This is a genomic window from Streptomyces sp. CB02400 (genome assembly GCF_001905725.1).
Classification (GTDB): Bacteria; Actinomycetota; Actinomycetes; order Streptomycetales; family Streptomycetaceae; genus Streptomyces; species Streptomyces atrovirens.
In genome coordinates this window covers 170,121-188,095 of sequence record NZ_LIWB01000012.1, presented here as the reverse complement: position 1 = coordinate 188,095, position 17,975 = coordinate 170,121, and the positions used below count along the sequence as shown (strand labels likewise).

18 protein-coding genes and 1 pseudogene are annotated in these 17,975 nt (G+C 72.5%); 8 read left to right on the top strand and 11 right to left on the bottom strand.

The features are described from left to right. Positions 1 to 22: 22 nt before the first annotated feature. Genes ykgO through rpmG form a run of 3 tightly spaced genes read right to left on the bottom strand, consistent with a single transcriptional unit; the run spans position 23 to position 657 of the window. Positions 23 to 145, bottom strand: coding sequence for a type B 50S ribosomal protein L36 (gene ykgO / locus AMK33_RS26700; RefSeq protein ID WP_073935508.1), 123 nt, complete (start codon positions 143 to 145; stop codon positions 23 to 25). A gap of 39 nt (positions 146 to 184) precedes the next feature. Next, positions 185 to 442, bottom strand: coding sequence for a type B 50S ribosomal protein L31 (locus AMK33_RS26695; RefSeq protein ID WP_073935507.1), 258 nt, complete (start codon positions 440 to 442; stop codon positions 185 to 187). A 50-nt stretch (positions 443 to 492) separates the two neighbouring features. Then, positions 493 to 657, bottom strand: a complete 165-nt coding sequence (gene rpmG / locus AMK33_RS26690) for a 50S ribosomal protein L33 (protein ID WP_073935506.1) — start codon at positions 655 to 657, stop codon at positions 493 to 495. Positions 658 to 988: 331 nt separating this feature from the next. Here rpmG and AMK33_RS26685 point away from each other — a divergent pair, with 331 nt between their 5' ends. Beyond that, the gene (locus tag AMK33_RS26685; protein WP_073935505.1) at positions 989 to 1,213 is read left to right on the top strand and encodes a helix-turn-helix domain-containing protein; all 225 of its coding nucleotides are present in this window, start codon (positions 989 to 991) and stop codon (positions 1,211 to 1,213) included. Positions 1,214 to 1,543: 330 nt separating this feature from the next. Here AMK33_RS26685 and AMK33_RS26680 read toward each other — a convergent pair whose 3' ends face one another. Continuing rightward, on the bottom strand, positions 1,544 to 2,284 hold the full coding sequence (locus tag AMK33_RS26680; RefSeq protein WP_073935585.1) for a peptidase E: 741 nt from the start codon (positions 2,282 to 2,284) through the stop codon (positions 1,544 to 1,546). Between the two features lie 203 nt (positions 2,285 to 2,487). Here AMK33_RS26680 and AMK33_RS26675 point away from each other — a divergent pair. Beyond that, a pseudogene (locus AMK33_RS26675) lies at positions 2,488 to 2,944 on the top strand (hypothetical protein). A 53-nt stretch (positions 2,945 to 2,997) separates the two neighbouring features. Here the strand turns inward: AMK33_RS26675 and AMK33_RS26670 are convergent. Continuing rightward, positions 2,998 to 3,336: a hypothetical protein gene (locus AMK33_RS26670; protein WP_235618209.1), complete on the bottom strand. Its 339-nt coding sequence runs from the start codon at positions 3,334 to 3,336 to the stop codon at positions 2,998 to 3,000. On the opposite strand from AMK33_RS26670, the gene AMK33_RS26665 reads away from it, so the two are divergent. Continuing rightward, positions 3,337 to 5,460 (top strand): SpoIIE family protein phosphatase, encoded by a 2,124-nt coding sequence (locus tag AMK33_RS26665; protein WP_235618208.1) that lies wholly within the window; start codon positions 3,337 to 3,339, stop codon positions 5,458 to 5,460. It abuts the gene before it with no gap. Positions 5,461 to 5,552: 92 nt separating this feature from the next. Then, positions 5,553 to 8,378: a SpoIIE family protein phosphatase gene (locus AMK33_RS26660; RefSeq protein WP_073935504.1), complete on the top strand. Its 2,826-nt coding sequence runs from the start codon at positions 5,553 to 5,555 to the stop codon at positions 8,376 to 8,378. A gap of 338 nt (positions 8,379 to 8,716) precedes the next feature. Here the strand turns inward: AMK33_RS26660 and AMK33_RS26655 are convergent, their stop codons facing one another. Continuing rightward, entirely contained in the window at positions 8,717 to 9,277 is a 561-nt protein-coding gene (locus AMK33_RS26655) for a hypothetical protein (RefSeq protein WP_073935503.1), read from the bottom strand. A 149-nt stretch (positions 9,278 to 9,426) separates the two neighbouring features. On the opposite strand from AMK33_RS26655, the gene AMK33_RS26650 reads away from it, so the two are divergent. Further along, positions 9,427 to 10,014, top strand: coding sequence for a TetR/AcrR family transcriptional regulator (locus tag AMK33_RS26650; protein ID WP_073935502.1), 588 nt, complete (start codon positions 9,427 to 9,429; stop codon positions 10,012 to 10,014). 55 nt (positions 10,015 to 10,069) lie between these two features. On the opposite strand, the gene AMK33_RS26645 is transcribed toward AMK33_RS26650, so the two are convergent. From AMK33_RS26645 to AMK33_RS26625, 5 genes are all read right to left on the bottom strand, one after another. Then, entirely contained in the window at positions 10,070 to 11,473 is a 1,404-nt protein-coding gene (locus tag AMK33_RS26645) for an FAD-dependent oxidoreductase (protein WP_073935501.1), read from the bottom strand. Further along, positions 11,466 to 12,656 carry an MAB_1171c family putative transporter gene (locus tag AMK33_RS26640; protein ID WP_073935500.1) on the bottom strand — a complete coding sequence of 397 codons (1,191 nt, stop codon included), beginning with the start codon at positions 12,654 to 12,656 and terminating at the stop codon, positions 11,466 to 11,468. The genes AMK33_RS26645 and AMK33_RS26640 overlap by 8 nt, the downstream gene beginning before the upstream one ends. Then, positions 12,653 to 13,264: a toxin gene (locus AMK33_RS26635; RefSeq protein WP_079194973.1), complete on the bottom strand. Its 612-nt coding sequence runs from the start codon at positions 13,262 to 13,264 to the stop codon at positions 12,653 to 12,655. The genes AMK33_RS26640 and AMK33_RS26635 overlap by 4 nt, the downstream gene beginning before the upstream one ends. Continuing rightward, the gene (locus tag AMK33_RS26630) at positions 13,261 to 13,869 is read right to left on the bottom strand and encodes a hypothetical protein (RefSeq protein ID WP_073935499.1); all 609 of its coding nucleotides are present in this window, start codon (positions 13,867 to 13,869) and stop codon (positions 13,261 to 13,263) included. The genes AMK33_RS26635 and AMK33_RS26630 overlap by 4 nt, the downstream gene beginning before the upstream one ends. Before the next feature lie 295 nt (positions 13,870 to 14,164). Continuing rightward, positions 14,165 to 15,139 (bottom strand): alpha/beta hydrolase family protein, encoded by a 975-nt coding sequence (locus AMK33_RS26625; RefSeq protein ID WP_073935498.1) that lies wholly within the window; start codon positions 15,137 to 15,139, stop codon positions 14,165 to 14,167. 228 nt (positions 15,140 to 15,367) lie between these two features. Here AMK33_RS26625 and AMK33_RS45255 point away from each other — a divergent pair, with 228 nt between their 5' ends. From AMK33_RS45255 to AMK33_RS26610, 3 genes are all read left to right on the top strand, one after another. Continuing rightward, positions 15,368 to 15,760 carry a helix-turn-helix domain-containing protein gene (locus tag AMK33_RS45255; protein ID WP_383615152.1) on the top strand — a complete coding sequence of 131 codons (393 nt, stop codon included), beginning with the start codon at positions 15,368 to 15,370 and terminating at the stop codon, positions 15,758 to 15,760. A 161-nt stretch (positions 15,761 to 15,921) separates the two neighbouring features. Beyond that, on the top strand, positions 15,922 to 17,094 hold the full coding sequence (locus AMK33_RS26615) for a sigma-70 family RNA polymerase sigma factor (RefSeq protein WP_073935497.1): 1,173 nt from the start codon (positions 15,922 to 15,924) through the stop codon (positions 17,092 to 17,094). Positions 17,095 to 17,132: 38 nt separating this feature from the next. Next, positions 17,133 to 17,975 (top strand): ribonuclease BN, encoded by an 843-nt coding sequence (locus tag AMK33_RS26610; protein WP_073935496.1) that lies wholly within the window; start codon positions 17,133 to 17,135, stop codon positions 17,973 to 17,975.

Here is a 17,975-nt window from a genome sequence, read left to right as displayed (position 1 = left end):
GTCCGGTCGGCGAAGCGGCCCGTCAGCCCTGGCGGGCCTTGAAACGCGGATCCTTCTTGTTGATCACGAACGTCACGCCCCGCCGGCGCACCACCTGGGCGCCGGGCCTGGCCTTCGACGAGCGCAAGGACTTGCGTACCTTCATCACGGTCTCCTTCCGCAGGACCGGACGGGGGTGCCGCTGTCAGCGGCGGGTGCGGGCGGGGCCGTAGCGCCGCTCGAAGCGCTCCACGCGGCCCGCGGTGTCCACGACGCGCGAGGCGCCGGTGTAGAACGGGTGGCCGGCCGACGAGATCTCGACGTCGACGACCGGATAGGTGGCGCCGTCCTCCCACTCGACCGTGTGCGGTGACTCGACGGTGGAGCGGGTCAGCAGTTGGAAGCCGGACGCGCGGTCGCGGAAGACGACCGGGCGGGAGACGGGGTGGATGCCGTGCCTCACGGGATGTCCTTCCTGGGGTGCCTCCGCCGCCGGGGCGGCGGAGGCGGGTCTCATCGTTCCTCGCGGAAGAGGACGTGTTCGCCGGCGACCGCGTCGTACTTCCGCAGGACCAGCCGGTCGGGGTCGTTCAGACGGTTCTTGCGGGTCACGTAGGTGACTCCCGTACCTGCCGTCGACCTGAGCCTGACGACCGGCCGCGCGGTGCTGCGTGCCATGAGGTGCTCCTTCCGTCACCGTCCGAGCTCATTGACTCGGACATGTCATACGTGGTGCGCGGCGGCGTCGGCGCGGGCCGAAGCCACCGGGTGCGTGACCGTGGAGGGCGGTCGCCTACGCGGCGAAAGGCTCCGCAGGGCTTCAGCCGAACGATCGTCCCTGCGGGCAAGGGGTGAGGCCCGGGGACACTGTCCCCTCCACAGCCACGCCCTTCCCAACCACACCCGCCCGCGGATTGTTCCCCTCCACCGTCACGCATCAAGTGGCTCGTCCCTCGTCGGGGGTAGACGACGATCACGGCCAGACGTCGATCACCGAAGGAGACGAGCCGTGGACAAGGGCAAACAGATCACCGGCACGGCCCGTGCGGAACTCGCGCGGGAGATGAAGGAACAGTACGAGAACGGTCTGTCCATACGGGCCATCGCCGAGGCGCACGGGCGGTCGTACGGGTTCGTCCACCGTGTCCTCACCGAGGCGGACGCCCCTCTGCGCAGCCGGGGCGGGAACCGTTCACACCGACGGCTCGAGGAGGCCGGGCGTCCGCGGAGGTGACGAGGAACTCGTGGACCTCGGCGGGGCGGGACAGTCACCGAGGGCTGTCCCGCCCCGCCGTGCGCCGTGTGCGCCGACACCCCCTGGACGCCGGGCCGGCGATTTGAGCGGCGGCACGCAGTCGGAGACCCGGCTTCGCGGCGGAGATGTTCCGCGGGACGCGAGACGCCGGCGGTCGCCCAGCAGGAGCCGCGTGAGCGGACGGTGACCAGGGCCTGTCGCAGAGGTCCTTCCGGATGTGCCGGCGGCCTCCGGCCATCCGCACCACCGCACCCGTCGCCCGCTCCCGAGCGCACACCATCGGTTCGGGTCAGCGGGTGCGAGGTCCGGTCATCGCCCGGAAGGAGACAGCCTGCGGGGTTCGACGCGTTCCTCCACCGCCCCGGACCCGTCGCTTCTGACTATGTAGGCGCCCTTGCCGGGGATTTCCGTCACCGCCTCCACCAGTTCCGTTCCGCGGTACACCAGGCCGACTCCGTCGTCCGTGCAGTGAGCGGTGGGCACGGTGCCGTCCGCCACGAGCCGATGCGTCAAGGGACGCCGGCCCTCGTCCGAGTCGTAGTGCACGCCGTTGCCGTACGGCAGGAAACCGAGCGCGTCCGTGACCGGGCGCAGCTCCGGCCCGAACGAGTCGGTCGCGCCTCCCTGGAACCAGCAGAGGGAGCCCGCGCTGACCCCGCTGAGCACGACACCGGCCTGCCAGGCACGGTGCATGACGCGGTCCAGGCCGTGTGCCCTCCACACCGCCAGCAGGTTGACCACCGAGCCCCCCATGACCCAGACCACGTCGTGGTCGAGGACCGAGCCCTCGACATCTTCGACATTGGGCATGGGGAACAGGTGCAGCGGCGTCAGATCGAACCCCGCCACCCGCGCGGCTTCGGTCATACGGGTCGTGAAGTGCTCGGCGTCCCCGATGGCGGTCCCGACGTACATGATGCGCGGGCGTCGGCCATGTATCCCGGAGAGGTCGACCGCGTGATGTACCAGAGCGTCGAACATCACCCTGGTTCGTCCTCCGACCCGGTGCCCGCCGGAGGTCGCGAGGATGGTCGGTTCAGGTGCCGTCATGGTCATGATCGTATCGTCGGCACGGTGCCGAAGATGTCGCGCGGCACGTCGTCCCGGATTTCCCAAGCGCCCCTTCCCGCCCCGGACCTGAGTCCGTGGTGGTTTCCGTGGTCAGCACGGAGGCGGTCCGGAGAGCGGGTGGGAGAGGCTGTGATCACAGCGGGGATCGAGTCCGGTCGTGACCCGCCGGCCACGGGGGGATCATGGGCAGCGCCCGGAGCAGCACGTACGAGGGGTCCACCGTCGAGGAGCGGGCCGCGATGAAGGAGCACGCCCAGGAGCGGAAGGCCGCGGCGCGGCGCGGCGCGGTTCGCAGGCGGACAAGGCGGCGCAGGCGGAGCGCGAGGTGCTCGCGGAGATCGCCGAGATGCAGGACCCGGACCGGGTCATGGCCGAGCGGGTGCACGCCGTCCTCACGGCCGCCGCGCCGGCCCTCGCACCGAGGCTCTGGTACGGCATGCCCGCCTACGCGCTGGACGGCGAGATCGTCTGCTTCTTCCAGAGCGCGGCGAAGTTCAAGGCGCGTTGCGCCACTCTGGTTTCAGTGACCGGGCGAACCTGGACGACGGCACGATGTGGGCGGCCGGTCTCGCCCTGACCGAGGTGACGCCGCGGGTGGCGGAGCGGATCGCCGCGCTGGTGAAGCGGGCGGTGAGCTGACAGCCGGTCGCGCCGGCGTCCCGGCCGGTCGCCGGCGCGACCGGGGCCCGCGGCTACCGGGTGGGCCGGGGCCCGAGGCCCAGCACGGTCAGCGCGGTCCTGCCGGCCGCCGTGTGCCCGCCGCCGGCGAGCAGCAGTGTGCGCGCCGCCTGGTAGGGGCAGCCGGCCGCGTCGGGCGCCTCGGTGGCGGCGAGCCGGCGCGGCAGGTCGCCTTCGAGGAGCGCCTCCGCCCGGTCCGCCCGGGCGGTGGCGAGCGGGTTGCCGGTGACCACGGCCCGGGCCGCGTCGACGCGGGCCCGGGCGTCGGGGTGCCCGGCGAGCACGGCCGTCTCCGCGCGGACACCGCGGCACACCCTTCGCCCGTCGGCGGCCGACCGCATACTGTCGGACATGTGAGTAATGAGAGTCCCGGTGGTGACGGTGGCGTGGCCTCCTTGGACGAGGCGCTCAGTGCCACGGTGCGCCGGACGGGTGCTCTGGCAGGCGGCGTGTACCTGTTGTCGGCACAGGAACCGGTGCTGGGCCTGGCCGCGGTCTGTGGCATGCCGAGGGCGACCGTGGCTCCGTGGCGGCGGGTGGCGGTCTCGGCCGCGGGCCCCCTGTCGGAGGCGGTGCGGGAGGACCGCCTGGTCTGGGTGGGCCGCCAGGAGGACATGGCCCGTCTGTATCCGAACGCCGCGGCCGGGATGCCCTACCAGTTCGCGGTGGCCTTCGCCCCCCTGCACGGTGTGCGCCGCTACGGGGCCATGGCGCTGGTGTGGTCCAAGAGCCATCCGCCGTCCCTGACGCTGCGCGAGCGCGGGCACATCCAGTCCAGCGCACGGCGCCTCACCCGGCTGCTGGACCGGGCGCCCGCCTCGTGGACCGTTCCCGACCAGCCGCGCACCGTGCCCCTGCGCCGGCCCGACGTCGATCCGGCGCAGGCACGGATCGCCGCCGTCGACCTGGTCCAGCGGCTGCCCGTCGGCGCCCTCGGCCTCGACCTGGAGGGGCGCATCACCTACCTCAACGACGCCGCGGCCCGGCTGCTCGGCCGCGGACACGACCGTCTCCTGGGGAATCCTCCGTGGCAGGCCGTGCCCTGGCTCGACGACCCGGTCCACGAGGAGCACTACCGCACCGCGGTCTTCAGCCGTGAGCCCGTCGCCTTCACCGCGCTGCGCCCTCCCGGCCGGTGGCTCGACTTCCGGCTCTACCCGGACGAGAGCGGCATCAGCGTCCTCGTCTCCCCCAACCACGACCGGCACCCGGCCGACGCGCCACCGCCCCGTATCACCGCGCCCCTCGCGGCTCCGGAGGGCGCCGGCACGGGGCGGATCCACCAGCTGATCCACCTGTCGGCCGCACTGAGCCAGACCGTCACCGTGGCCGATGTGATCGACGTGGTGGCCGACCAGATCCTGCCCGCCTTCGGCGCCCAGGGCCTGGTCGTCTCAGCCGCCGACTCCGGACGTCTGAAGATCATCGGGCACCGGGGCTACGACCCGCGCACCATCGCCCGCCTCGACGGCCTGCCGCTGGACACCGACGTCACTCCCGTCGGCCGCGTGCTGCACAACGGCGTCCCGGCCTTCTTCACCGACCCGGACGAGATGACCCGCGCCCATCCGAAGGCCCCCGCACTCAGCGGCAAGCAGGCGTGGGCCTTCCTCCCCCTGGTGGTGTCCGACCGCCGCGTCGGTTGCTGCATCCTGTCCTACGACCACCCGCATCCCTTCGGCGCCGGTGACCGCGCCGTCCTCGTCTCACTGGGCGGTCTCATCGCCCAGGCCATGGACCGCGCGCTGCTCTACGACGCCAAGCACGAGCTGGCCCACGGCCTGCAGCAGGCCCTTCTGCCGACGACCCTGCCGCGCGTCCCCGGTCTCACGGTCGCCGCCCGGTACCTGCCGACCGCCCACGGCGTGGACATCGGCGGTGACTTCTACGACCTGATCCGCCTCAGTGACACCACCGCCGCCGCCGTCATCGGAGACGTGCAAGGGCACAACATCAACGCCGCCGCCCTCATGGGGCAGGTCCGCACCGCCGTCCACGCCACCGCCGGCGAGTGCCCCGGCTCCGTGCTGACCCGCACCGACCGCGTACTGGCGGACCTCGAGACCGACCTTTTCGTCTCCTGCCTCTACATCCACATCGACCTCGCCCGCCGACGCCTCCACCTGGCCAGCGCGGGACACCTCCCTCCGCTCCTGCGCACCCCGGCGCCCACACCGGCGACCCTCGTGCTCGAGGTGGATCCCGGCCCCCTGCTCGGCATCGGCGCGGGTCCCGCGGCCGACTATCCGGTCACCTCCGCGCCCCTGCCGGCCGGATCGCTCCTCGCCCTCTACACCGACGGCCTCGTGGAAACCCCCGGCTCCGACATCACCCGGTCCATCGACGCCCTGGCCCGCCGCCTCACCGTGACGGGCGACCAGCCGATCGACGACCTGGCCGACGACCTGGTGCGCCACGCCGTCCCCCGGCACGCGTACACCGATGACATCGCCCTGCTGCTGTTGCACAGCCCGTGAAGGATCGTCCTGGGCCCGCGGAACCCGGGTCCTTCGCCTCCGGAACGCCCGCGACCGAGCGCACGTCCCTTTTGCCCGATTACCCTGATCCTGTGGACCCGTATCCGACTCCTTCGGGCAGTGGTCCCGGCGACCGGACGCAGCCGGTTGCCGGAATACGTCCGGAGATCCTCGCCTCCTGGCAGCGCTCGCAGTCGCTCGGCATCGACCAGGAGGGTGCGGCCCTGCCGGTCGAGAGGGACCTGGATCCCGACTCCCGGCTGATCAGGGCCGCCGCGCCGGTGCTGGACCATCTGTACGAACGGTTCTCGGGCGTGCCGGTGACCGTGGCGCTGGCCGACTCACGGGCGAACCTCGTGGAGCGGTGGGGCGTCCCGGCGGGGCTGGAGCTGATGGACGCCGCCTCCCTGGTGCCGGGCGCCAATGTCGACGAGCGGTTCATGGGGACCAGCAGCGTCAGCATGGTGCTGAGCACCCGGGCGCCGTTCGTGGTCGTCGGCCACGAGCACTTCCTGCACGACCTCAAGGAGCTGACCTGCATGGCCGCGCCGGTGCGCGACCCGGTGGGCGGCACCGTGCGGGGCGCGGTCAACCTCTCCGTGCCCCGGGCGCTGGCCGACCCCGGCATGGCGCTGGTCCTTCAGGAGGCCACCGAACGCATCGGGGAGCGCCTGCTGGAGCTGAGCGCGGCCCGCGAGCTCGAGCTGATGCGCTCCTTCCAGCAGGCCAGGGAGCGCGGCGGGCACGCCGAGCTGAACCTCGGCTCGGGTGAGCTGCACCGGTTCGGCGGGCCGGCTCCCCGCCTGACCCCGCAGGAGCAGCTGATGCTGCTGGAGCATGCCGTCGAGCTGATCTCCTCGGCCGGCGAGGCATTCGCCGAGGTGCCCCTCGCGGGCAGCCGCGTGGCCGTGCTGCGCCGCCGGGAGCTGCACCACGGCGACGCGGAGGGCGCGGCGGTCGAGGTCAGCTTCGAGGACACCCGCGGCACGGGGGCACCGGGCCGGGTCACCGTGACCGCCCCCGACGGTCGTCATGTGCCGCTCCTGGACCGCCCCACCGTGGCGGCGGGGGCGGACGCGCCCGGTGCGACGGCGGAACCGCACGCCGCCGGGCCGACCGACGCATGGCTGCTGCTGGTCGGCGAGCCGGGCGTCGGCCGGCTCGCCGCCGAGGCCCGCAGGCGGCTGTCCCTGCTGAACGAGGCGGGCACACGGCTCGGCACCACTCTGGACATGTGGCGTACCGCCGAGGAACTGGCGAAGATCGCCGTGCCGCGCTTCGCCGACCTGGTCGTCGTCGACCTGGTGGAAGGTGTCCTGGCCGGCGAAGAGCCACCGCCCGGGCGGCTGCGCCCCGGCACGGCACTGCGCCGGGTGGCCGTCTGGGCGGGCGAGGAGTCCCGCGACATCCCGGCCGGTGGTGTGGACGAGCCGGCCGGCTACCCCGCCGGTACCCCCCAGGCCCGGTGTCTGGAGACCGGGCGGCCGGTGACGGACTCGGTGCCGACCGCCGCCCTGTCCGGATCTCCGGCCGACCGGGCGCACCCCGTCGGCCTGCTCGGCGAGGGCGAGCACTCCTATCTGGGCGCGCCGCTGTCCGCGCGGGGCTCCGTCCTGGGCCTGGCGGGCTTCTACCGCCGCGGCAGGACGAGGCCGTACGAGCAGGACGACCTGACGCTGGCGGGTGAACTGGCGGCCCGTGCCGCGATCAGCGTGGACAACGCCCGCCGCTACCGCCGGGAGCACCGCGCCTCCCTGACGCTGCAGCGCAGCCTGCTGCCGCACGTCCTGCCCCGGCTGAGCGCCGCCGAACTCGCCTCCCGTTATCTGCCCGCGGACGCCAGGGCCGGTGTGGGCGGGGACTGGTTCGACGCGATCCCGCTGTCCGGGATGCGCGTGGCGCTGGTCGTCGGGGACGTGCCCGGCAACGGTCTGCAGGCGGCGGCGACCATGGGCCGGCTGCGTACGGCGGTGCGGACGCTGGCCGGTCTCGACCTGCTGCCCGAGGAGGTGCTGGCCCACCTGGACGACCTGGTCAGCCGGACTCCCGAAGAATCGGACGACGAGCAGGACCCCGCGACGGGAACGACCTGCCTGTACGCGGTGTACGACCCGGTGTCGTGCCGCTGCACGGCCGCTCGGGCCGGTCATCCGCCGCCCGCCGTGCTGACGCCGGGCGGGCAGGCGCGGCTGATCGACCTGCCGGGCGGTCCGCCGCTCGGGCTCGGCGGGATCCAGCCGTACGAGTCCGCCACCGTCGACCTGCCCGCGGGCAGCCTGCTGGCGATGTACACCGACGGCCTGCTCAAGGAAGACCGCGGTTACGGGGACACCGATGCGCGCACCGGGCGGCTGCTGGACTCGCTGAGCCACGGCGGCCCGGCGCTGGAGGACATCTGCGACCGGATCACGGGCACCCTCCTGCCCGGCAGCCCGTACGACGACGTGGCCCTCCTGCTGGCCCGTGTGCACGCGCTGTCCGAGGACCGGGTGGCGGCCTGGGAGTTCCCGTCCGACCCCTCGGTCGTGGCGCGGGCCAGGGCGCTGGCCCGCGATCAGCTCGCCGCCTGGGGCCTGTCGGAGCTGGATTTCAACACCGGGCTGGTGGTCAGCGAGCTGGTCACCAACGCCGTGCGGTACGGCGGCCGGGGGCCCGTGTGTCTGCGGTTGCTGCGCGACGACTCACTGATCTGCGAGGTCTCCGACCGCAGCAACACCTCTCCGCGCATCCGGCGGGCGGCCATGACCGAGGAGGGCGGGCGCGGCCTGTTCCTGGTGGCGCAGTTCACCAGCAGCTGGGGCGCCCGCTACATGCCGCAGGGCAAAACGGTATGGGCCGAGCAGGTGCCGCAGCCGGAACAGCCCGTACCGGAGACGGACGAGCAGGCACTGCTGGCCATGTTCGACGACTCCGGCTGACCCGTCCGAACGGGCCCGGCGGCGACGGCAGCACCGGGGCCGTCCGCCGGTGCAGCGGCATCCGCCTTGCGGCGATCGGTACGCCCCGACCTGTCAGGGGCCGGGCACGTCGCATCTCCGACAGGTCCGCGTCCCCGCCCACGACTTCGTGCGTCCGGCCGGCATCCGGCTGCTGTCGACAGAGGCCCGCGTCGCTCCGCACCGCATGCGATCCGGCACAGGGCCCCGGATCCCAGGGCCTGCCGGTCCCCTGGCACCGGAAGCCCTCCGTGACGCGGACTCGTCGCCGAGTCCGGCTCGGCGGGCCGCCGGGGCGGACGGTCTCGGTGCCCACGGGGTCATTCCCCGTTGCGGGTCCGGTTCAGTCGGAGGGCCGAGACGAGGAAGAAGACGCCTCCGGCAAAGGCGTAGCCGGCGAGGTTCGCCAACGTGGCATCGTCGCTGCCGGCCTGCGCGAAGAACGACGCGCCGGCGGCCGTGGAGATGGCACCGCTGATGATCATCGGCCACTGGCCGCCCAGTTTCCTGCGGCCCGCGCCCACGACGAGCTGGACGAGTCCCGAGGTGACGGCCCAGACCCCCCAGACCCGCAGGACGGCCGGGATGCCCGACGTGACGGCGACAGCCAGGCCGATGACCGTCAGCGAGCTGATCGCGATGTTCGCGTACAGGAGTCGGGCCGTACCGCCGTTCGCCTTCGCGGACCGGACGTCGACGACCGCGGCCGCCACGTCGAACAGGGGGTAGACCAGCAGCAGCACCGCACTGGGCGTCCCCAGTGTTTCGGCGGTCGCGAACAGCAGGGCGGCCCATGCGGCGGCGAACGCGAACCGCAGGAAGTACAGCTTGCGCAAGGCGGCAGGAACGCCGGTCGGGGCTGTGCCGACGAGGGTGTCCATGGAAGTGCCTTTCCGTGACGGTGGATCGATGCGGAACAGCCCGATCACCACGGGGGGGGGGAGAACGTTCTGTCTCGTACTCAGATCAAAGAGGACCGGTGCGGTCACTGTCAAGACCGAACGTTCTACCTGTTTGGTAGCCTGACGGCATGAGTCGGAGCCCGAAAAGCGGCAGCACGTCCGAAGCGCGAGCGCGGCTGCTCCACACAGCGAGCCGGATCTTCTACGCCGAGGGGATCCACTCCGTCGGCATCGACCGGGTCATCGCGGAGGCACAGGTGACCCGGGCCACGCTGTACCGGCACTTCTCGGGCAAGGAGGAACTCGTTCTCGCGTACCTCGAACAGGCCGACCGGGGAATCCGGGAGCAGGTCGCCACCGCCCTGGCGAACGGTCGGCCGGCGGCCGACAGGGTCCGGGCCGTCGCCAGGTCCATCACCGAAGGCATCCGGTCCCCCGGCTTCCGCGGCTGCGCCTTCCTCAACGCGGTGGCCGAGTATCCCGACCCCGCCCACCCGATCCACCGAGCCGTCCTGACCCACCGTCAATGGTTCCTGGACACCGTCACGGAGCTGCTGGCGGAGACCGGCGACGCCCCCGCCGAGGCAGCAGGCCGGCACCTCGTCATGCTCCGGGACGGCGCCATGGCAGCCGGTTGCCTCTTCGACCCCGAACTGGTCTCGGAAACCTTCCTGCAGGGCGTCGAGGGAGTCCTGCGCGCTCGTACCGACTCGTGAGGGCGGTGCGGCCGGCGTCCCGCCGCGACAAGCACAGCGCCGGCCCGGCTCCCGGCTAGGACAGAGCGGTCTTCCGCTCCGTCTCGGTGAGGGGTGGGCCTTGCAGGTGGGGCTTTCGGGGGCCGATGAGCATGGGGACGAGCATGTCCGGCGAGAACAGGCGGGTCGCGGGTTTCTCCAGGCTCATGACGTCCAGCAGCGCCGCCATGGCACGCGGATTGCGCGCGCCGGTCTCGACCGCTTTGTCGACGAAGCGCGCGAGGACACGTTCGACGCTGTTGGGCCGGGTCTCGGCGGCTCCCGGATACAGGGCGTCCTGGCCGACGGCCAGGTCCCAGGCGGCGGCCACCGGTCGTGCGGCAGCCCGCTGGAGACGACGTGAGAGGCCCGGATGTCCCGGCCCCCCGGCCGCGCGCAGCACGTCGCGCACGGCGAGAGCGCCTTGGGCGGCGACGGTGAGGCCGTGACCGTAGACGGGGTTGTAGCCGGCGACGGCGTCACCGAGGACGACGAAGCCGTCCGGCCAGCGCCTGGCCCGCTCGTAGTAGCGACGGCGGTTGGCCGTGGCGCGGGTGGTGGTGATGTCCCCGAGTGGCCGGGCGTCCTTGATGAGTTCGCCGATGACGGGATCGCCCAGGCCGAGGGCGAAATCGACGAAGGCGCCGGGATCGCCGGTGGGTTCGCCGCCGCGGGTGCCGGACAGGGTGACGATCCAGCGGTTTCCCTCGACGGGCAGGACGATGCCGCCCTGCCCCGGCGCCTTCGCCGGGTTGGCCTGCACGTTGACCAGAGGGAAGTCGATCTCCCGGGTCGCCTCGGGGGCGTCGTAGACGCGGGTGGCGTAGGCGACGCCGGCGTTCACCACTCGCTCCGCGACGGCCGGCACCCCCAGTCCGGCGAGCCACCGCGGTGCGCGGGAGCCTCGGCCCGAGGCGTCGACGACCAGGTCCGCGCGGAGGGTGCTTTCCTCGTCGCCGGTGCGTACGCGGACGCCGGTGACGGTCGTGGCGTCGCCTTCCAGGCCGAGTACGGTCGTCCCTTCGCGGAGTGTGATGCGTCCGTCGGCCAGGACGCGGCCGCGCAGGACGAAGTCGAGGAGGTCGCGGGAGCAGACCAGGTTGCGGTGACGGGTGGCGGTGAAGCGGCGGAACCACACTTCGTTGGGGGCTCGGGAGACCATGTCGCCCATGATGTGAACCAGACGGCCGCCGTGGGCGACGACCTCGTCGGTGAGACCGGGGAGGAGTTCGTCGAAGGCTTTGGCTCCTCCGCTCCACACCAGGTGGGCGTGGCGAGCCTGGGGAACGCCCCGGCGCGGTTCCGGTCCGTCGGGGAGGCGGTCGCGTTCGATGACGGTGACGTCGGCGAAGTCCGTGAGGGCCGCCGCGGCGAACAGGCCGGTGGCGCCGGCTCCGATGACCACGGCGGCGGGGCGGCGGGGGGCGTTCTCTTCAGCCATGGTGGTGCGCGCTTCCTGTGCTGGCCATGCGTCGGCGGACGTCTTCGAGGAGGTGAGGGTGGTGCAGGGCCGATGCGATCGCTTCGATGCGGTCGCTCACGGCCGCGCCTCCCCGCGGCTCCCGGGAGTGCGCGGCGGGAGGTCCGCCCCGCTGGTAAGCGCTGATGGCGGCGCTGATCGTGATGGCTCCGGCGATACCGTCCGCCTCCGGGGTGTCGTGCCCGGCTCGCGCGGCCTCGCGGGCCCGCCGGTGAAGGACCGGGTCGAAGTAGGGGTCGAGCACGCGCAGGGCGTCGTGGACCCGCTGCTGGCGCTGCATGAGGCGCAGGTCGAGAGGGGTCCACGGCCCGAAGCGTGCTTCGGCCGCCGCCGGGGTGAGGACGCGGAGCGCGCGCCACAGCGGGCCGAGCCGGCGGTATTCGCGCTGGTCCCGGATCCATTTCTGCAGGAACGGTCCGGCTTGCGGCACGATGAAGCCGAGTGCGACGAGGGCGGCTTCCATCAGTGCGAAAGGGGGCGCGGCCTGGGTGCTGAGCACGTCCCAGTCGTGTCCCGACCAGCGGGCGCCGATCGCGGCCGTCTTCGCCACGTCGAAGACGAGTCCCGACGCAAAGCCGAGTTGCAGGAAGACCACCCCCGCCTTCAGCCAGCGGTCGGCGACTTCGGGGAACCACTTCCAGAGCATGGAGGCCGCCACGAGGGACGACACCATGTGCGCGGCGATGTAGAGGAGGATGTGTTCGCGCATCCAGGGGGTGCCGGCGTAGTAGGTGTCCAAGTCGTAGATGCGCGGCGTCGGGACGTCCGCCAGGAAGAACGTCAGCCACAGGACGGCGACGACGCCCGCGTAGAGCCAGTAGATGCGGCGGATTCTGCGCCGGCGCCTTTCCGACGGTTCCTCCCGCCAGCGCATGATCATGGTCAGGCCGGTCGCGCAGAACGCGGTGAGGAAGGAGTAGGCCCAGGGTGCGGCGATGTTCGGTATGCCCGTGAGGACGTTGAGCCGTTCTATGTTGACCGGGGTGATCACGACGAGGACGGCGGTGGCCCAGGTCAGCAGGAGGGTGGTCGCCCTGACGTCGGGGTCGCGCGAGGCCCGCAGGAACGTGGGGAGTTTCAGTACGAGGGCCAGCGCCAGGAGCACCGTGGGCAGGATGTACGGGACGTGGAAGGAGGGGCTCATGACAGGATGTGCCCGCCGCGGTTGCTCAGGGACAGGTTGATACGGCCTTCCACGGTGTCCGCGCTGACCGGGCCCCGCGCGTAGCGGCCTTTCATCCAGGTGCGGACCTCTCGGCCGAAGAGCAGCCCGAACGTCTCGGCGTCCGCCTCGTGGTCGTCCATCGACTCGGCACGGGCCGCGACGGCGAGGAGCGCGTCGCGGGGTACCTCGTGCGCGGTGAGGATCTGTTCGACGGCCCGCTCGATCGCCTCCGTGACCTGTTCTGCGGGCAGCGCGCGGGCGGCTGCCGGCATTCCCGCGACGTGGTGTCCGCAGTCGCCCTGCTCCTCGTGCCACAGCTCATGACCGAGGATGACCAACTGGGCCTCGGGGACGGTGTGTTCCTCCACGACGATGATGGAGTGGTCCCCGCAGTCCAGTCGCATTCCGGAGACGGGGATGTCCGGCGGGAACGCCCGGAACAGGAGGTGGATCGGCTGACCGGTCCGTACGCTCATGGCCTTGCAGAACGCCTCCATGACCTCCTGCGGCTCGGCCGGCCGTTCGACGGTTCCCGCTGCCTGACGGCCCAGGACGGTGAGTAAGGTCTTCATCGCCTTGGTGCTCACTGGTCGCGAGCTCCTTCCGGAGGCACGACGGACCGGAGGACTCCTTCGAGGAGACGCTCCAACTGCTCGCGGGTCAGGGAACCGTGCATGCGCAGGTCGGCGGAGTTCACTCCGTAACGGTCCATCAGGGCCAGCACCGGATCGCTCTCGGGATGTTCGAGCCTGTGCAGGAGGGGGAGCAGGGCGCGGTTGAGCGCGTCGGCGGCCGGTGCGGTGAAGAACGCCTCTCCCTCCTCCACGCCGAAGTACTCGACGAGCCCGTGGAGGAGTTCGACGCTGGGCATCTTCTTGCCGTCACAGACCTGACGGGCCCAGTACCCGGACACGCCCAGCCGCTGGGAGATGTCCGAAGCCAGGTCGGACATGCGTGTGCCGGTCGTGGTCATACTGGCTTGGGCGAGCGCCGCGATCCGTGCCCGGACCCGGTCGTTGACGGAGTCGTCCGGTGGTGCGCCGCCCCGGAGCAAGGTGCGGACCGTGGACGCCGGCAGAGCCGTCCTGGCGGCCAGTTCGGCCACGTCCAGCGGGTCCGGACGGATGCCCTTCTCCTGCACGGCCGCGTCGAGGCGCCGCAGGGTTTCGGCGAGAGGAGGGGGTGATGCCACCGTCGCACTCCCAAGTCGGGTACCAGCACCTGGTGTTGTCCGCGGGACCATACGCGATGAACACGCCCGGCGGCAACGATCGTTGACCTCGCGTCATCGATGATTGTCCGGATCGAGCCACGCGGCGGTGACCGTGCCCGGCTCCCGGATCCCTGCCGGGGCGTGGGGAGACCTCATCGTTTCGAGCCGGTTCAACCGGCAAGCGTCGGAGGCGACTTGGAGGTCGAGGACTCGGCTCATGAGCGACTCCCCACGTCCGCCCGGCGTGTGGCGTGGTGCTCGTCGAGGGACGGGGCTACTTGAACTCGACTCGTCCGACCGGGGTGTTCCCCGACATCAGCGTTTCGCACTCCTCTCGCCAGTCGTGGGTGCCGCACCGGAACTGGGCACAGAGGTAGGCCGAAGTGATGCGGGCGAGCGCTGCGACGCGGTCGGGGCTCTCGTCGGTGGTCTCCGCGGCGTCGTATCCGGAGATCCCGCCGAGCAGGTGCTCGGCGTCGAACAGGGTGAGCAGGGTCTTGGGCGCGGGGGCGAGTCGGTAGGGGTCGGCGTGCCAGTCGGGGCCGACGTCGGTGAAGTGCCGGGAGTCGTCCTTGTCGCCGGCGACGACCAGGACGGGCGGGGTCATCGTGGAGAAGTCGGTGGTGTGGAAGAACGGCACCTGTTCGGCCATCCATCCGTTCAGGATGTCGCCGCCCCGGCCCGGCGCGGCCAGCAGCACACCCGTCCTGATCCGTGGGTCGGCCAGGTTCACCTCGTCCCCGTCGCCGGGGTCGGTGATCCGGGCGCCCAGCAGGAGAGCGGCGGTGTGGCCGCCGAGGGAGTGTCCGGCGACCGCGATCCTGTCCCGGTCGACGCGCCCGGCGAGCCGCGGCACGGCGCTTTCGATCTCGTCGAGGCGGTCGAGGATGTGACTCATGTCCTCGGCGCGCGAGCGCCAGAAGAACGGGGCTCCGGGAGCGCCGGCGAGTTGCCGGCTCAGCGTGCGGGAGGAGAGGTGCGTGGGCTGGACGACGACGAACCCGGCTGCCGCCCAGAGGTCGGCGAGGGGCGCGTACCCGTTCAGCGAGGAGAGGTTGTTCGATCCCCCGTGCCCGTGGGAGAGCAGGATGACGGGCAGGCCGGTGCCGGTCGCGGGCGCGGACACCCGGACCTGGAGGTCCACGGGTCGTCCGGGCACGGACAGGACGACCGGGCCGTACGACAGCACGGGGGCGGGTGCACCGGAGGCGGTGGCGGGGTCGGTGGTCGTGTCGAGGGTCGGGCTCATGGCGAGGGTTCCCTTCTGTGGTCCGTCCCGGTGCCGGCCCGATCGGACGGCGGCAGGCGGACGGTCAGGCGCGCCGAAGTGAAACGGAACGCCGCTCCGCTTATCATCCGGAGCATCGTTCCGTTTTGTCAAACGGTGCCAGGAAGGTTGCCGGGTACAGCAGTTGGGCCCCGGGGCGGACGGCGCACGGATCCGCCGCGCGGGAGAGAGTGGATCCGGCCGGAGGACGTGGGGCTGCGGCGGGAGGAGGTCGCTCAGCTCACCCGCATCCCGGCGGACCACCGCAGCCGTCCGGAGCAGGCCCGCGGACGGCACCCCTCGCGCCAGGTGCTCCGGGGCGTCGCCCGTGCGCTGCGGCTGTCGGACCAGGGACGGCCCCATCTGTTCTCCCTGGCCGCGACCAGCAGATGGGCCGGTGATGCGCGACGCGATGACGCCGTACGGTCCCCCGCGTTCCTCCGCAAGGTGAAGGTGTACGAGGCGTCACCCCGGGCGGGGCAGGCCACCGGCCGGCAGCGGCGCGCCCGGCCGACGCTCACCGCCGTCGCCCCGTACCGCACGGCCCCGGTGTCCCGGCCGGGCGACACGTGCCGGCCCGGAGCGCAACCCGCCGGCGCCTGACGTCACTCGCGGGACGGACAGGGATCCCGCACGCGGCTCAGGCCGTGTTTCGGGGCCCGGCCGAAGGGTGACTTCGAGACTGGCGCGCACACCGCTCCCCGCGCGGAGCGGCTGTCGCGCCCGAACGCCGTCCACAGCGGAGTCACACCCCCGAGAGGCCCATGTCCCCCTCAGCCGCCGACGTGATCCGGACACGCGACGCCGTACCGGAGCCGTCCTCGGAGCAGCTCGACTCACTGCTGCGCGAGCTCTCGGAGCACCCGCCGGGACTGCGGCGGGCCGCCCTCCGGGAGCACGTCATCCGCCTGCTGCTGCCGATGGCGCGGCGTGTCACGCGCCGCTTCCAGCGCCACGGGGAGGAGTTCGACGATCTCGTACAGGTCGCGTCCCTGGGGCTGATCAAGGCCGTCGACGGCTACGACCCCGCCCTGGGCCACGCCTTCCTGTCGTACGCGGTCCCCAAGGTCACCGGTGAGCTCCGGCGGCATCTGCGCGACCGTACGGCCACCGTACGGCTGCCCCGCCCCCTGCAGGAGGCGAGCGGCCGGATCCTCCAGGCCGTCGAGGAGCTCGAACAGCGGCTCGGCGGCCACTCGCCCACCCCGGAGCAGATCGCCGGGCACACCGGGCTCGGACAGGACCGCGTGCTGTCCGCGCTGCGGGCGGTGCACGCGTGCCGTGCGCGTTCCCTCGACGAGCCCGCCGGGCACGACCAGGAGATCCCGCTCGCCTGTCTGGTCGGCGCGGAGGACCCGGCGCTCGGCCGGGTGGTCGACACCGTGTCCCTGACCGCCCTGGTGAAGCGACTGCCGGAGTGCGACCGCCGCGTGCTCTACCTGCGCTTCTACCGGGAGTACACCCAGCAGCAGATCGCGGACGCCATCGGCGTCTCCCAGATGCAGGTCTCGCGCATTCTGCGGCGCTGCTTCGACCGGCTCCGCGAGGCGCTCCTGGCGGACGAGCCGTGCGCGGGAGCCGGCGAGGCGGCACGGGGGCCGGCCGCCGGGCGGGCGGCCCGGCCGGCGCGCACCCCGTACGGCCGCCGTGCCGCGGAGGAGCCGGTATGTCCCGTGGGAGCCGCCGGTCCGGCACCCCCGGCGGCCGGTCCCGCACCCCGGACACGACCGGCCGGCCCGGCCCCGCGTGCCGCGGCCGGTACAGGACCCCGGCGCGGTCACGGGCACCCGGTCCGGCGGCGGCGCGCGGGCTCGCGGCGGCGGACGTGCGCCGGGGCCGTGCCGCAGACCGCGAGGGCCCGGCCCCCTCCTGCCCGCCGCGCGCAAAAGGAGAGGGCACCTTCCCCGACCGGGTTTGTCCCGCCCGCCGAGGGGTGACACAGGTGCGTGTACGCAAGCCGACGAAGGAGCGCACCGTGAGGCGTGGCCTGCGCGCGCTCCGGCACGGGTGGGAGTGGCTGGGCGCCCACACCCTGATGCGGCGCGGCCGTGACATCGAACTGATGCACAGGGCCATGGGTTTCGCCACGCTGGCGCTGGTCACGCTGGCGCCCCTGCTCATCGTGATCGCCGCCGCCGATCCGCTCGGACGGGGCGGCTTCGCGGCCTGGCTGGCGGACGGCATGGGACTGTCCGGCCGGTCCGCGCGCCTCCTCACGGAGATCATCAGCCCGCCGCGCGAGGTGATCGGCACCACCAGCCTGTGGGGTGCGCTGGCGCTCGCCGCGTTCGGCATCCCGTTCGGCGGGAGCGTCCAGAACGGCTACGAGCGGATGTGGAACCTGTCGCCGGGGCCGTGGCACCGCATCTGGCGCCAGGCGACCTGGCTGTGCGTCCTGACCGCGTACCTCTACCAGGAGGTGCTGACCCGCGAGGCCCTGCACGGGCCGGAACGGATCGCCCTCTCGCTGGCGACCGGCGTGCTGTTCTTCTGGTGGGGGCAGCACTTCCTGCTGGGCGGCCAGATCGGCCGGTGGCATCTGCTGCCGGGCGCGATCGCCACCATGGCGGGCCTGATCGGTCTGCGGGGCTTCTCCTACTTCGTCTTCTCCCCGCTGATCATCGACAACGCGATCAGCTACGGCACCGTCGGTGTCGTCCTCACCGTCGAGTCCTGGCTCATCGGCGTGGGGTTCGTCATCTTCGGCGGCGCCCTGTTCGGCCGCTGGCTCCTCCACCACCACGGGCACCGGTTCACCGGGGACCTGCCCCCGCCGCCCGGCACCGAGCCGGCCGGTGACGACCGGCATGGGCCATGA

What these genes read in the sequence shown, in the direction of transcription:
- rpmG (WP_073935506.1), bottom strand. Translation starts at nt 657, where the DNA reads ATGGCACGCAGCACCGCGCGGCCGGTCGTCAGGCTCAGGTCGACGGCA.
- AMK33_RS26615 (WP_073935497.1), top strand. Translation starts at nt 15,922, where the DNA reads ATGTCCCCCTCAGCCGCCGACGTGATCCGGACACGCGACGCCGTACCG.
- AMK33_RS26670 (WP_235618209.1), bottom strand. Translation starts at nt 3,336, where the DNA reads ATGTCCGACAGTATGCGGTCGGCCGCCGACGGGCGAAGGGTGTGCCGC.
- AMK33_RS26655 (WP_073935503.1), bottom strand. Translation starts at nt 9,277, where the DNA reads ATGGACACCCTCGTCGGCACAGCCCCGACCGGCGTTCCTGCCGCCTTG.
- ykgO (WP_073935508.1), bottom strand. Translation starts at nt 145, where the DNA reads ATGAAGGTACGCAAGTCCTTGCGCTCGTCGAAGGCCAGGCCCGGCGCC.
- AMK33_RS26645 (WP_073935501.1), bottom strand. Translation starts at nt 11,473, where the DNA reads ATGGCTGAAGAGAACGCCCCCCGCCGCCCCGCCGCCGTGGTCATCGGA.
- AMK33_RS26640 (WP_073935500.1), bottom strand. Translation starts at nt 12,656, where the DNA reads ATGAGCCCCTCCTTCCACGTCCCGTACATCCTGCCCACGGTGCTCCTG.
- AMK33_RS26625 (WP_073935498.1), bottom strand. Translation starts at nt 15,139, where the DNA reads ATGAGCCCGACCCTCGACACGACCACCGACCCCGCCACCGCCTCCGGT.
- AMK33_RS26650 (WP_073935502.1), top strand. Translation starts at nt 9,427, where the DNA reads ATGAGTCGGAGCCCGAAAAGCGGCAGCACGTCCGAAGCGCGAGCGCGG.
- AMK33_RS26680 (WP_073935585.1), bottom strand. Translation starts at nt 2,284, where the DNA reads ATGACGGCACCTGAACCGACCATCCTCGCGACCTCCGGCGGGCACCGG.